This window comes from Microbacterium aurantiacum (genome assembly GCF_040532595.1).
GTDB classification, from domain to species: Bacteria; Actinomycetota; Actinomycetes; order Actinomycetales; family Microbacteriaceae; genus Microbacterium; species Microbacterium chocolatum_B.
This window is the reverse complement of the sequence record NZ_JBEVYX010000002.1, coordinates 213,099-225,928: the sequence shown is the minus strand read 5'-3', so window position 1 is coordinate 225,928 and position 12,830 is coordinate 213,099. Positions and strand designations below refer to the sequence as shown.

Annotated in this window: 11 protein-coding genes; 3 read left to right on the top strand and 8 right to left on the bottom strand. The window is 69.2% G+C overall.

The features are described 5' to 3' along the window. Nucleotides 1-2 precede the first annotated feature (2 nt). The 5 genes from ndk to ABXJ56_RS13300 form a co-directional block, all read right to left on the bottom strand. Entirely contained in the window at nucleotides 3-419 is a 417-nt protein-coding gene (ndk, locus tag ABXJ56_RS13320; protein ID WP_354000223.1) for a nucleoside-diphosphate kinase, read from the bottom strand. Beyond that, the gene (locus ABXJ56_RS13315) at nucleotides 416-838 is read right to left on the bottom strand and encodes a DUF4233 domain-containing protein (protein WP_354000222.1); all 423 of its coding nucleotides are present in this window, start codon (nucleotides 836-838) and stop codon (nucleotides 416-418) included. The genes ndk and ABXJ56_RS13315 overlap by 4 nt, the downstream gene beginning before the upstream one ends. Beyond that, nucleotides 828-2,183, bottom strand: coding sequence for a bifunctional folylpolyglutamate synthase/dihydrofolate synthase (locus ABXJ56_RS13310; RefSeq protein ID WP_354000221.1), 1,356 nt, complete (start codon nucleotides 2,181-2,183; stop codon nucleotides 828-830). Before ABXJ56_RS13310 ends, ABXJ56_RS13315 begins: the two co-directional genes overlap by 11 nt. After that, complete coding sequence (gene ileS / locus ABXJ56_RS13305; protein WP_354000220.1) at nucleotides 2,180-5,560, bottom strand: isoleucine--tRNA ligase; 3,381 nt, start codon at nucleotides 5,558-5,560, stop codon at nucleotides 2,180-2,182. Before ileS ends, ABXJ56_RS13310 begins: the two co-directional genes overlap by 4 nt. Before the next feature lie 198 nt (nucleotides 5,561-5,758). Beyond that, a complete protein-coding gene (locus ABXJ56_RS13300; RefSeq protein ID WP_354000219.1) occupies nucleotides 5,759-6,337 on the bottom strand; it encodes a GNAT family N-acetyltransferase in 579 nt (192 codons plus the stop codon). Nucleotides 6,338-6,422: 85 nt separating this feature from the next. Between ABXJ56_RS13300 and valS the strand changes: the two genes are divergently transcribed. Together valS and ABXJ56_RS13290 are read left to right on the top strand one after the other, a co-directional pair. Continuing rightward, a complete protein-coding gene (gene valS, locus ABXJ56_RS13295; RefSeq protein ID WP_354000218.1) occupies nucleotides 6,423-9,002 on the top strand; it encodes a valine--tRNA ligase in 2,580 nt (859 codons plus the stop codon). A gap of 49 nt (nucleotides 9,003-9,051) precedes the next feature. Beyond that, entirely contained in the window at nucleotides 9,052-9,252 is a 201-nt protein-coding gene (locus tag ABXJ56_RS13290) for a hypothetical protein (RefSeq protein ID WP_435405001.1), read from the top strand. 8 nt (nucleotides 9,253-9,260) lie between these two features. Here ABXJ56_RS13290 and ABXJ56_RS13285 read toward each other — a convergent pair whose 3' ends face one another. Continuing rightward, nucleotides 9,261-9,464: a hypothetical protein gene (locus ABXJ56_RS13285; RefSeq protein ID WP_354000216.1), complete on the bottom strand. Its 204-nt coding sequence runs from the start codon at nucleotides 9,462-9,464 to the stop codon at nucleotides 9,261-9,263. Then, a complete protein-coding gene (locus tag ABXJ56_RS13280; protein WP_354000215.1) occupies nucleotides 9,461-10,099 on the bottom strand; it encodes a helix-turn-helix domain-containing protein in 639 nt (212 codons plus the stop codon). The genes ABXJ56_RS13285 and ABXJ56_RS13280 overlap by 4 nt, the downstream gene beginning before the upstream one ends. Before the next feature lie 92 nt (nucleotides 10,100-10,191). Between ABXJ56_RS13280 and ABXJ56_RS13275 the strand changes: the two genes are divergently transcribed. Beyond that, complete coding sequence (locus tag ABXJ56_RS13275) at nucleotides 10,192-12,246, top strand: M3 family metallopeptidase (protein ID WP_354000214.1); 2,055 nt, start codon at nucleotides 10,192-10,194, stop codon at nucleotides 12,244-12,246. Between the two features lie 8 nt (nucleotides 12,247-12,254). On the opposite strand, the gene ABXJ56_RS13270 is transcribed toward ABXJ56_RS13275, so the two are convergent. Then, on the bottom strand, nucleotides 12,255-12,812 hold the full coding sequence (locus ABXJ56_RS13270; protein WP_354000213.1) for a dihydrofolate reductase family protein: 558 nt from the start codon (nucleotides 12,810-12,812) through the stop codon (nucleotides 12,255-12,257). Nucleotides 12,813-12,830 lie beyond the last annotated feature (18 nt).

Sequence of the window (12,830 nt, the reverse complement as noted above, 5' to 3'; positions counted from 1 at the left end):
GCTCAGCCGAACCAGATACCGAGTTCGCGTGCGGCGGATTCCGGGCTGTCCGAGCCGTGCACCAGGTTCTGCTGCACCTTCAGCCCCCAGTCCCGTCCGAGGTCTCCTCGGATCGTGCCGGGGGCGGCCGTCGTCGGGTCCGTGGTTCCGGCCAGCGATCGGAAGCCCTCGATGACGCGGTTGCCGGCCAGACGGATCGCGACGGAAGGGCCCGACATCATGAACTCGAGGAGCGGCTCGTAGAACGGCTTCCCCTCGTGCTCGGCGTAGTGCCGCTCGAGGCGCTCGCGCTCGGGTTCGACGAGACGGAGGTCGACGAGCGCGTATCCCTTCGCCTCGATGCGGGCGAGGATCGCGCCGGTGAGGCCGCGCGCGACGCCGTCCGGCTTGATGAGGACGAGGGTCTCTTCGGTGGTCATCGCTCTGTGTTCTCCTGGGGTGCGTCGTCGTCGAGGGTGGTGGCGAGCCGGGCGTTGCGCCTGTCGAGCGCGCCTCCCTTGATCGTCGCATACGCGTACATGCCGCCGAAAATGAGGGCGACGAGGGCGAGTGCCGGCACCAGGAACGCTCCCAGGGCCACGAGCACCTGTAGCGCCCACCCGAGGGCGATCCCCCATCGATGGCGCACCAGCCGCGCGGTGACGATCATGAGCGTCGCCACCACCGACCCCGCGACGATCCCCCACCATGCCGGGACCGGCTCGGGAAGGGCGCGCAGGCCGTAGATCGTCAAGCCGCCGAGGAACGCGATGATCGCCTCGAACGACAGCACGATCGACGCAAGCGACTCCTGCGCCCCGCGCGGACGCCGGATCCTCGGTGTCCTCTCACGCGCCATCGACGGCTCCCTTCCATGCCTGCGCCTCGGCCAGCGCGAGCGCTTCGCCGGCCAGGATGACCGACCCCGCCACGACCACCGCGCGACCGCTCGTCGACGCCGCCCACTCGCGAGCCGAGCCCGCGGCATCCTCGAGATCGCGGTGCACGGTGACGGAGAGCCCGCGCCGCTCGGCGGCATCCGCGACGACGTCTTCATCGGAGGCCCGTTCGGAGGAGGGCGCGGTCGCGAAGACGTGCGCGGCGACGGGAGCGAGGGCCTCGACGATCCCCTCGACGTCCTTGTCCTCCAGGACCCCCAGCACGACGCCCCATTCCCTGAAGTCGAAGGACTGCCGGAGGGCGGCGGCGAGCGCTATCGCTCCGTGCGGGTTGTGCGCGGCATCCACGAGGACGGTCGGCTCGATCCCCGCGAGATGGAGCCGACCCGGTGAGGACACCTCCGCCCACGCCTCGAGGATCGCCTCCGAGGACAGCTCGCGCGTCCCGGCGCCGACGAGAGCCTCCACGGCCGCGACGGCGAGCGCCGCGTTCTGTCCTTGGTGGGCCCCGTGCAGGGGCAGGTAGAGCTCGCTGTACTCACCGGCCAGGCCCCGCACCGTCAGGAGCTGGCCGCCGACGGCGAGCCTCTGCTCGGCGAGACCGAAGTCGCTGCCCTCGAAAGCGATGCGCGCGGGCGCCGCCGCCGCGGCGTCGCGGAGGACGTCCGCGACCGCATCGTCTTGACGCGCCGAGACCACGACGGCGTCCGGCTTGATGATGCCGGACTTCACCGTGGCGATCTCGGCGAGGGTGTCGCCGAGTCGGTCCGTGTGATCCAGCCCCACCGGGGTGAAGACCGCCACGTCGCCGTCCGCGGTGTTCGTGGAGTCCCAGGCGCCGCCCATGCCGACCTCGACCACGGCGACGTCCACCGGGGCGTCGGAGAACGCCACGAAGGCGATCACCGTGAGCAGCTCGAAGAACGTCAGCGGCGCGTCGCCCGCCTCCGTCAGCTCGGCGTCGACGAGCGCGACGAAGGGCGCGACCTCGTCCCACGCCTGCACGACGGCCGCGTCGGCGATCGGCTCGCCGTCGACGACGATCCGCTCGGTGAACCGGATCAGATGCGGGCTGGTGAACAGGCCCGTCCTCAGCCCGAGGCTCCGCAGCAGACTCTCGATCAGCCGGGCCGTGGAGGTCTTGCCGTTGGTGCCGGTGATGTGGATGACACGGTACGTCCGCTGAGGGTCGTCGAGGTACTCCAGCAGGCGTCGGGTGCGTTCGATGCGCGGCTCGACCCACTGTTCGCCCTGGCGCGTCAGGAGCTCGGCGTAGACCTCGTCGGCACGCGTGCGGTCGCTCATCGGTCGGTCTCCAATCGAGTCACCGAGACGACGAAGTCGCCGCGGTTGGCGTAGGTGCCGGCCGGCACGTCGTTCGAGAACTCCGGCGCGGTTCCGAGGGAGTGCTCGTCCGCGGTCCCGGCCTGTCGGTCACGCCCCGCGACCGATACCGAATGCTCGACGGCGAGGGTCTCCCCCGCGATGTCGGCGATCTCGAAGGCCGTCTCCACGGCGGCGCCGTCTTCGGCGTCGCGGAAGACCAGGCCGAGGCGGATACGGTCGCTGACGTCGAAGCCGGCCGCTTTCCGGGTGTCCTGGACGGCGCGGATGACATCGCGCGCCAGTCCCTCCGCCTCCAGCTCCGGCGTCGTCGTGGTGTCCAGAAGCACGAACCCGCCGCCGGGGAGAAGGGCGAGTGCTTCACCCTCGGGTCGGCCGGCGGTCTCGAGCACGAGATCGTACTCCGCCGGCTCGAGCCCGATGCCGCCCGCCGTGACGACACCGTCGACCTCGGTCCACTCGCCCGCCTTCGCGGCCCGGATCACCTGCTGGACGTTCTTCCCCAGGCGGGGCCCCGCGGCGCGGGCGTTCACCGCGAGCCGGTGGGTGATGCCGTACTCCCCCGCGGTGTCCTCCGAGAGGTTCTCGAGCCCTACGGTCTTGACATTGAGCTCATCCCGGAGGATCGCCTCGAACTGCGCGAGGGCCGCGGCGTCGGGAAGCACGACGGTCAGACGCGACAGCGGCAGCCGGACGCGCTTGCCCTCCTTCTTGCGAAGGGCGTTGGCCACCCGTGACACCTCGCGGACGGCATCCATCGCCCGGCGGATGTCGGATGCCGACGCGAACGCGGTCGCGTCGGGCCACTCCTGCAGGTGCACGCTGCGTCCGCCCGTGAGGCCCTGCCAGATGCGCTCGGCCACGAGGGGGATGAGCGGCGCGGCGACGCGGGTGAGGGTCTCGAGGACGGTGTAGAGGGTGTCGAACGCCTCCCGACGGGACGGGTCCTCCGCCACGCCCTCCCAGAAGCGGTCGCGGGAGCGGCGGATGTACCAGTTCGTGAGGGCCTCGGTGAAGTCGCGGAGCTTCTCGGCCGCACTGGTGGAATCCAGGGCCTCGAGGTCTGCGGCGACCGCGGTGACGAGGTCGCCGGTCAGCGCGAGGATGTACCGGTCGAGCACATCGGTCGAGTCCGTCCGCCACCTCGCGTCGTAGCCCGCTCCGTCCGCGCCGGCCGCGTTGGCGTACGTGGCGAAGAAGTACCACGCGTTCCACAGAGGCAGGAGGAACTCGCGGACCCCGGCGCGGATTCCCTCCTCCGTCACGACGAGGTTGCCCCCGCGCAGGACCGAGCTCGACATCAGGAACCACCGCATGGCGTCCGAACCGTCGCGGTCGAACACCTCGGACACGTCGGGGTAGTTGCGCAGGGACTTGGACATCTTCTGCCCGTCGCTCCCGAGCACGATGCCGTGGCAGCTGACCCCCGTGAATGCCGGCCTGTCGAACAGCGCCACCGAGAGCACGTGCATGACGTAGAACCATCCGCGGGTCTGACCGATGTATTCGACGATGAAGTCCGCCGGCGAGTGCTCGTCGAACCAGTCCCGGTTCTCGAACGGGTAGTGGACCTGCGCGTAGGGCATCGATCCCGAGTCGAACCAGACGTCGAACACGTCCTCGATACGGCGCATCCGCGAGCGGCCCGTGGGATCGTCCGGGTTCGGCCGCGTCAAGGCATCGATGTAGGGCCGATGGAGATCGATCTCACCGGCGTCGTTCCGCGGGAGGTCGCCGAAGTCGCGTTCCAGTTCCGCCAGCGAACCGTACGCGTCCACACGCGGGTAGGTCGGATCGTCGCTCTTCCAGATCGGGATCGGGGAGCCCCAGTACCGGTTCCGGCTGATGGACCAGTCGCGTGCGCCCTCGAGCCACTTGCCGAACTGCCCGTGCTTTACGTTCTCGGGCGCCCACGTGATCTGGTCGTTGACCTCGAGCAGACGGTCCTTGATCTCGGTGACCCGGACGAACCAGCTCGATACCGCTTTGTAGATCAGGGGGTTCCGGCAGCGCCAGCAGTGCGGGTAGGAGTGCTCGTAGCTGGCCTCGCGGAGGAGGCGGCCGGCGTCCCGCAGAAGGCGGATGAGGGGACGGTTCGCGTCCATCCAGAGCTCCCCCGCCACATCCGTGACGGCGGGAAGGAAGCGACCGCCGTCGTCGAGCGACAGGATCGTCGGAATGCCGGCGGACTCCGCGACGCGCTGGTCGTCCTCGCCGTACGCGGGAGCCTGGTGGACGATGCCGGTGCCGTCGGTCGTGGTGACGTAGTCGTCAACGAGGATCTGCCAGGCCGATCCCGTGCCCCAGGTGTCGGCATCCGCGTAGTAGTCGAACAGTCGGTCGTAGGCCACGCCCGCGAGGTCGGCGCCGCGGACGGTTCGGCTCACCGCGGCCCGCGCATCCTCCGCGGTCTCGTAGCCCAGGTCCTTCGCGTACCCGGCGAGGAGATCCTCGGCGAGCAGATACTCGTGCGCGGTCGCCTCGATCGCCTCATCCGGTCGACCGGACGCGTCCCGGTGCACATCGGCCGCACCGAGCGGTCCTCCGGGCACCACCGCGTAGACGATGTCGGGACCGACCGCGAGGGCCAGGTTCGTCGGAAGCGTCCAGGGTGTCGTCGTCCACGCGAGAGCGCGCACCGCGGTGAGCCCGAGCGCTTCCGCCTTCGCGCCCACCAGGGGGAAGGTGACGGTCACCGACGGGTCTTGACGCATCTTGTAGACGTCGTCGTCCATGCGCAGCTCGTGGCTGGAGAGCGGGGTCTCGTCCCGCCAGCAGTAGGGCAGCACCCGGTAGCCCTCGTAGGCGAGCCCCTTGTCGTAGAGGCTCTTAAACGCCCAGAGGACGGACTCCATGTAGCCGGTGTCCAGCGTCTTGTAGCCGCGCTCGAAGTCGACCCAGCGCGCCTGTCGGGTGACGTAGTCCTCCCACTCGCGCGTGTAGGCGAGCACGGAGTCACGCGCCTTGGCATTGAAGGTCGCGATCCCCATCTGCTCGATCTCGCTCTTCTCGGTGATGCCCAGCTGCTTCATCGCCTCGAGCTCGGCCGGAAGGCCGTGGGTGTCCCATCCGAAGACACGGTCCACCCGCTTGCCGCGCATGGTCTGGAAGCGCGGGAAGAGGTCCTTGGCGTATCCGGTGAGGAGGTGACCGTAGTGCGGCAGTCCATTGGCGAATGGAGGCCCGTCGTAGAACACCCACTCGGGCGCCCCCTCGCGGGCGGCGATCGAGGCCCGGAAGGTGTCGTCGCTCTTCCAGAATGCGAGCGTGTCGGCCTCGATGTCGGGCAGGCGGGGACTGGGGACGACGGGTTCGTCGGAGTTCTGTGGGTAGGTCATCGCACTCTCGCAGCCGGACGGTCGGATCACGCCGGGACGACCCTTGCGAGCCGCGGTACCACCCTGCTTGGCGGGAACTCCCACCCACTCTTCCCACGGCTGTGACGGGCCTGCCCCGTTCGGTTCTACTGAGGGCTCGCGCCCCGTTCTTCCGACGACTCCCCGGTGATGGCCGGATCGATGTCTGTGCGGACGATTCTAGTGCGTGCGGGGCGACTGCCGCGCGGCCGACCATTCGGCACGGGTCACCGCGAAGTCCAGATGCGGCATGCGGATGCCGCGGTACTCGACCTCGAAACGCCGCCGCACCGTCATGCCGAGTCGGATGGCGACGTTCATCGAGCGCACGTTCGTGTCCCGCACCTTGGCATGGACGCTGTCGACTCCGTCCTGGTCGAACGCCCAGCCGACCGCGCGTGCCGCCGCTTCGAGAGCGAGACCTCTCCCCCATGCGCTCCGGACGAGGTGGTAGCCGACCTCCCACACTTCGTCCTCCTCGATACGCTGTCGGGTGATTCCCGTATCACCGAGGAGCTCGCCGGTCTCGCGGGAGACGAGCGCCCAGAGCCCCGTCCCGTCGCGGAGGTACCGATCGCGCTGTCGCCGGATCCATGCGAGGGTCTCCGCGCGGCTGAAGGCGCCCTCGTAGGCGGTCATCGCCTCGGCGTCGCCGAGGACCGCGTGCAGAGCGGCGGCATCGCCATCACGGAGAGGGCGCAGCTCGACCCGCTCCGTCTGCAGACGGAAGTCCGGTGGAGGAGGCGGGAACTGCGGCATCCCGTCCATTGTGCTCCCGTAGAATCGGGGCGACCCACACTCAGGCACGCTCACACAGTGCCGCACATATCGCTCGAGGAGCACCATGGCCGAAGCGCACATCCCCGACAAGCCCGCCCTGGAGGGCCTCGAGTCGAAATGGGACCGGACTTGGTCGGATGCCGGCACCTACCTCTTCGATCGGGGCGCGGCCGTCGCATCCGGCCGTCAGGGCGTCTACTCGATCGACACACCGCCGCCCACGGCGTCCGGCTCGCTGCACATCGGACACGTCTTCTCCTTCACGCACACGGACCTGAAGGCCCGTTTCGAGCGGATGCGCGGCAAGACGGTGTTCTACCCCATGGGCTGGGACGACAACGGTCTGCCCACCGAGCGTCGTGTGCAGAATTACTACGGTGTGCGCTGCGATCCCTCGCTCCCGTACACCCCCGACTTCACGCCGCCGTTCGAGGGCGGTGACAACAAGTCCAGCCGTGCCGCGGATCAGGTGCCCATCAGCCGCCGCAATTTCATCGAGCTGTGCGAACGGCTCACCGTCGAGGACGAGAAGACCTTCGAGGACCTCTTCCGTCAGCTGGGCCTCTCGGTCGACTGGACCCAGACCTACCGGACGATCTCCGACGACACCATCCGCACCAGCCAGCTCGCGTTCCTGCGCAACCTCGAGCGCGGCGAGGCCTACCAGGCTCTCGCACCGACGCTGTGGGACATCGACTTCCGTTCGGCGATCGCGCAGGCCGAGCTGGAGGACCGGGACCAGCAGGCCGCGTACCACCGGATCGCCTTCGCCAGGAGTGACGGCACCGGTGACATCGAGATCGAGACGACCCGCCCGGAGCTGCTCCCGGCGTGCGTCGCCCTCGTGGCCAACCCCGCGGACGACCGCTACGCCCCGTACTTCGGCACCACCGTGCGCACGCCCCTGTTCGACGTCGAGGTGCCGGTCCTCGCGCACCCGCTGGCGCAGATCGACAAGGGCTCGGGTATCGCCATGATCTGCACCTTCGGCGACGTGACAGACATCATCTGGTGGCGCGAGCTGGATCTGCCCAACCGGACGATCCTCGGCGCCGACGGACGCGTGATCGCCGACGCACCCGACGCGATCGTCTCCGAGACCGGGCGCGCCGCGTACGCCGAGCTCGCCGGGAAGACGGTCTTCAGCGCGAAGAAGCGGATCGTGGAGCTGCTGCAGGACAGTGGGGTGCTCCGCGCCGTCTCCGCCCCGTTCTCGCACCCCGTGAAGTTCTTCGAGAAGGGGGACCGCCCGCTCGAGATCGTCTCCACGCGCCAGTGGTATCTCCGCAACGGCGCCCGCGACGCCGAGCTGCGGGACAAGCTCATCTCCCTCGGCGCGGACATGTCGTGGCACCCGGACTTCATGCGGGTGCGGTACGAGAACTGGACCAACGGCCTCACCGGCGACTGGCTGGTGTCCCGCCAGCGGTTCTTCGGTGTTCCGATCCCGGTCTGGTACGCCCTCGATGAGGCCGGAGAGCGCGACTACGGGCGGGTGATCGTTCCGGACGCGGCGGATCTGCCGATCGATCCGACGATCGACGTCCCGCGCGGCTACTCGGAGGATCAGCGCGGCGTGCCCGGAGGCTTCGACGCGGAGCGCGACATCTTCGACACGTGGGCGACGTCCTCCCTCACTCCGCAGCTCGCCGGCGGGTGGGAGCGCGACCCCGAGCTCTGGGAGACCGTCGCCCCGTTCGACCTCCGCCCGCAGGGACAGGACATCATCCGGACCTGGCTGTTCTCCACGATGCTCCGCAGCGCGCTCGAGGATGATCGCGCGCCCTGGTCGGATGCGGCGATCTCGGGCTTCATCGTGGACCCCGACCGCAAGAAGATGTCGAAGTCGAAGGGCAACGTCGTCACCCCCGCCGACATCCTCGACCAGCACGGAACGGATGCCGTCCGCTACTGGGCCGCGTCCAGCCGGCTCGGTGCGGACGCCGCCTTCGACCCGCAGAACCCGACGCAGGTGAAGATCGGTCGTCGCCTCGCCATCAAGGTCCTCAACGCCGCGAAGTTCGTCCTGTCGTTCCCCTCGGACGACCTGGGCTCGGCGACCGAACCGATCGACGTCTCGATGCTGGCGACCCTGGACCGCGTGATCCGCGAGGCGACGCACGCGTTCGAGGCCTACGACCACGCGCGCGCCCTGGAGGTCACCGAAGCGTTCTTCTGGACCTTCTGCGACGACTACCTCGAGGTCGTGAAGGAGCGGGCCTACGACGCGGGCCACCCGGGCCAGGCGTCGGCGGTCACGGCGCTGCGCACGGCCCTGTCGACGCTTCTGCGGCTGTTCGCGCCGGTTCTCGCCTTCGCGGCGGAGGAGGCCTGGTCCTGGTTCAACGAGGGGTCCGTGCACCGCGCGTCCTGGCCCCAGGAGTCGGGCGCGCAGGGCGACCCCGCCGTGCTCTCCGCCGTCGGTGAGGCCCTCATCGGCATCCGCCGCGCCAAGACCGAGGCGAAGGCCTCGCAGAAGACCCCGGTTCGACGCGCGGTGATCGCCGGCAGGCCGGACGCCCTGCGTGCGCTCGCATCGGCTGAGGGCGACCTCAAGGCGGTCGGACGCATCGAGGAGATCGAGTTCATCGAGGGCGAGGCGACGGCGGTGGCCGGTATCGAGCTCGCTCAGACGGAGGTGTGAGATGCAGGTCGGTACTCGCTGGACTTCGGGAGACGAACCGCCCCAGGCGGTGCCCGCAACCCTGCGGGAGGGCATCCGAGGAGTCGATGCCCTTCTCCCCGTGGACGAGCTGGGTCAGCCCCGGCCCCGCTGGACCCTGACCTGGCTCGAAGCGCGACCGATCGCCGAGCTGGATACGGGCGTCATCGTCGAACTGGACGAAGACGGCCACGCGGTCGTGCGCCATGATGACGAGGACGATTTCGCCTGAGGGCCTGATCAGCGCGGCAGGATTCCGATCTGGCCGCACGCCCGGGCGCATGCCCGACGGTCGGCGTGGGTGATGTCGGCGGTGTCGCGGATGAACGAGCGTCCGGTGGTCCGCCGTGAGACATGGGACTCCAGCATCCGGGCCAGCGCGAGAAGCGTACGGTCCAGCCGGGAGTGCCGCGTGAGCCGATGGGGTGCGGTGAGCGTGGTCATGTGTCGCCTCCGAGTTCGGGGAGCGGGAAGATGTCCGCGCGGATCGTCACCGGTCGCACGTCCTCGCCCGTCTGATGGCGATACGTGTCCACAGCGTCGTCGATGAGGGCCATGATGCGTCCCCGGAGAAGCGCGGTCTGCGCCGGGGTCATGCGGGTCGTCGCGGTGGAGACGAGGGCTGCGTCCCGCCACGCCTCCTCCTCTTCGTGCAGACCGGTGTTCAGGAAGTCGGTGAGCTGCTGCGTGCGATTGCGCATGACCTCGTGTGTGACGAGTTGCGCAGCGGCGCGCCCCGCGGGTGTGCCGACGGCCTCGGCCGGTCCCAGGGTGATTCCCCCCGGCGGACGTTCCCACCAACGCTCGCGCACGGTGCCGCGTCCGGGAACCTCGCGGATGAGGTCGTGCTTCGCCAGGGCGCGCAAGTGGTAGCTCATCGATCCGCTCGACTCCCCCAGTCGCGCAGCGAGCGACGACGACGTCTGAGGACCGTACTGGCTGAGGATGTCGTACATCCGGACCCGCAGGGGGTGGGCGAGAGCGCGCAGTGCGCTCGTGTCCAGGACGCGATCCTGCTGGTGGCGAGCAGCGCTCCGTGCGACGTCGTCGTCGGGGCCGTCGTCCTCTGTGATGTCCATGAGCCGAGTGTACGGGTGCAAACATACCTTTGCAACTTTTTGTTTGCAAACTATCCTTGGTGATGGCCGGTCGAAGACCTAGTGTGGAGCACATGGTGTCGAACGAGAACCCCCTCCTCCAGCCCTCCCCTCACCCGTACGGGATGCCCGACTACCCGGCGATCGAGCCCCGTCACTATCTGCCGGCCTTCCGCGCCGCATTCGCGGAGCATCGCGCCGAGATCGACGCGATCACACGGGTACGGTCGATGCCGACCTTCGACAACACGATGGTGCCCCTCGAACGCAGCGGTCGACTCCTCGGCGACGTGGCGCGCGCTTTCTACACGGTCTCGTCGGCAGACGCGACCCCCGCGATCCAGCAGATCGAGGAGGAGCTCGCACCCCTGATGTCCGCCCACCAGGATGCGATCCGACTGGACGCCGACCTCTACTGGCGGGTCGCCACACTGCATGATGCCCTGGACGATCTGGGGCTCGCGCCGGAGCAGCGCTACCTCGTCGAGCGGCACCATCGCGAGATGACGCACGCGGGGGCGTCTCTGAACAGTGCCGAGAAGGCCGCGCTCATGGATCTGAACGCACGTCTTTCCACGCTGAGCAACACATTCGAGAAGAACCTGCTCGCGGACACCAACGACCTCGCCGTCGTCTTCGAGTCGGCGGAGCAGCTGGACGGCCTCACCGAGGGTGAGCTGTCCGCGGCGGCGCGAGCGGCGGCGGACCGAGGGCTCGAGGGCGCCTTCGTCGTCACGCTCACCCTCTTCACCGGGCATCCCTACCTGGCGTCGCTGACCGACCGGGAGAGCCGACGGCGGATCATGGAAGCGTCGCGCGCGCGGGGTCGTCGTGACAACGCGTGGGACAACCGGCCCGTGCTGCGCGAGATCGTGCGCCTGCGCGCCCGACGAGCCGAACTTCTGGGGTACGCATCCCACGCGGCGTACATCACGGCGGACCAGACCGCGGGGTCGCCGAGCGCCGTGCATGCCCGCTTGCGCGAGCTCGCCGGACCCGCCGCCCGGAATGCGCGCAAGGAGGCGCAGGCGCTCCAGGAACTCATCGATGCCGAGGGCACCCCGTTCCGTCTCGCCCCCCACGACTGGGCGTACTACGCCGAACGCGTCCGCTCGGCGACCTACGACCTCGACCGTGCGGCGCTGCTGCCGTGGTTCGAGGCGGAGCGCGTCCTCCGGGACGGGGTCTTCTTCGCCGCCACCGAGCTGTACGGGATCACCTTCGCCGAGCGCTCGGACATCCCCGGGTATCACCCGGACGTGCGCGTCTTCGAGGTGTCCGATGCCGACGGCTCGGCGCTCGGCCTGTTCGTGCTGGACCTCTACACGCGCGACACGAAACGCGGCGGCGCGTGGATGAACTCCATCGTCGAACAATCGCGGCTGCGTGCTACGGCGCCCGTCGTGGTGAACAACCTCAACGTGTCGCGGCCGGGCGACGGCCAGCCGACTCTCCTCAGCTTCGACGAGGTGACGACGCTCTTCCATGAGTTCGGGCATGCCCTCCACGGTCTCTTCGCGACCGTGACCTATCCGCATTTCGCGGGAACGAACGTGTTCCGTGATTTCGTCGAGTTCCCCAGCCAGGTGAACGAGATGTGGATCTCGTGGCCCGAGGTCCTCGCCTCCTACGCCGTGCATGTCGAGACGGGTGAGCCGCTCGCGTCCTCGGTCGTCGAACGTCTGGCCGCCAGCGAGCAGTTCAACCAGGGCTTCGCGACCAGCGAGTACCTCGCCGCGTCCTGGTTGGATCAGGCGTGGCACTCCCTGACCGCCGCGGAGGCGGAGGACATCGACGACGTCGAGGCGTTCGAGGCGGCGGCTCTGGCGGACATCGGTCTCGATGATCCCGCGGTCCCCACCCGCTACGCGTCCACGTACTTCGCCCACGTCTTCTCGGGTGGCTACAGCGCGGGCTATTACTCGTACATCTGGAGCGAGGTCCTCGACGCGGACACGGTGGAGTGGTTTCGTGAGAACGGCGGCCTGACGCGCGCGAACGGCGATCGGTTCCGGGACCGGGTGCTGGGTGTCGGCGGATCGATGGACCCGCTCGAGGCGTATCGGGACTTCCGGGGGCGGGATGCCGAGATCGCCCCGCTGCTCACCCGCCGCGGCTTGACGGGCTGACCGAGGCCTCAGGACGCCGGCGCGACGCGGTAGCGCACGCGCGCGAACGCCCCGACCGCGCGCGCCTCGACGAGTGTGAGGCGGTCGGGTCCGACGCGCCGGGGGAAGAGGGGCGCACCCGAGGAAAGAGCGGCGGGCGCGATCGACACCGCGATCTCATCCAGTGCGCCGACATCGTGGAACTGCCCCGCGAGGTCGCCGCCGCCGACGATCCAGATATCGCCGGCTTCCGCGGCCGCGCGAAGCGCGGGGAGCGCGTCCAAGACGGGACCGGAGACGAAGCGCACGTCCGCACCCTCCGGGCGTTGCAGCTCCCGGCTGGTGAAGACGAACACCGGTCGCGCACCGAAGTCCGCAAACCAGCGCTGCGGGTGACTGAGCGCGCACGTGTGGTCCAGGACCCACGAATACGTCGTGGAACCCATCACCACGACCGCGCCCTCGGGCATCAGATCCGCATCCGGCGCGTCACCGCCCGGAACGGAGAAGAGCCAGTCGAGGGAGTGCGACTCATCGGCGATGAAGCCCGTGAACGTGCTGGCGGTGTCGTAGCGGATGATGCCCATGTCGGAACCGTAGCGCCG

Coding starts and splice junctions, on each gene's coding strand:
- ileS (WP_354000220.1), bottom strand. CDS start 5,560: ATGACCTACCCACAGAACTCCGACGAACCCGTCGTCCCCAGTCCCCGC.
- ABXJ56_RS13285 (WP_354000216.1), bottom strand. CDS start 9,464: ATGACCACGCTCACCGCACCCCATCGGCTCACGCGGCACTCCCGGCTG.
- ABXJ56_RS13310 (WP_354000221.1), bottom strand. CDS start 2,183: ATGAGCGACCGCACGCGTGCCGACGAGGTCTACGCCGAGCTCCTGACG.
- ABXJ56_RS13275 (WP_354000214.1), top strand. CDS start 10,192: ATGGTGTCGAACGAGAACCCCCTCCTCCAGCCCTCCCCTCACCCGTAC.
- valS (WP_354000218.1), top strand. CDS start 6,423: ATGGCCGAAGCGCACATCCCCGACAAGCCCGCCCTGGAGGGCCTCGAG.
- ABXJ56_RS13270 (WP_354000213.1), bottom strand. CDS start 12,812: ATGGGCATCATCCGCTACGACACCGCCAGCACGTTCACGGGCTTCATC.
- ABXJ56_RS13300 (WP_354000219.1), bottom strand. CDS start 6,337: ATGCCGCAGTTCCCGCCTCCTCCACCGGACTTCCGTCTGCAGACGGAG.
- ABXJ56_RS13315 (WP_354000222.1), bottom strand. CDS start 838: ATGGCGCGTGAGAGGACACCGAGGATCCGGCGTCCGCGCGGGGCGCAG.
- ndk (WP_354000223.1), bottom strand. CDS start 419: ATGACCACCGAAGAGACCCTCGTCCTCATCAAGCCGGACGGCGTCGCG.
- ABXJ56_RS13280 (WP_354000215.1), bottom strand. CDS start 10,099: ATGGACATCACAGAGGACGACGGCCCCGACGACGACGTCGCACGGAGC.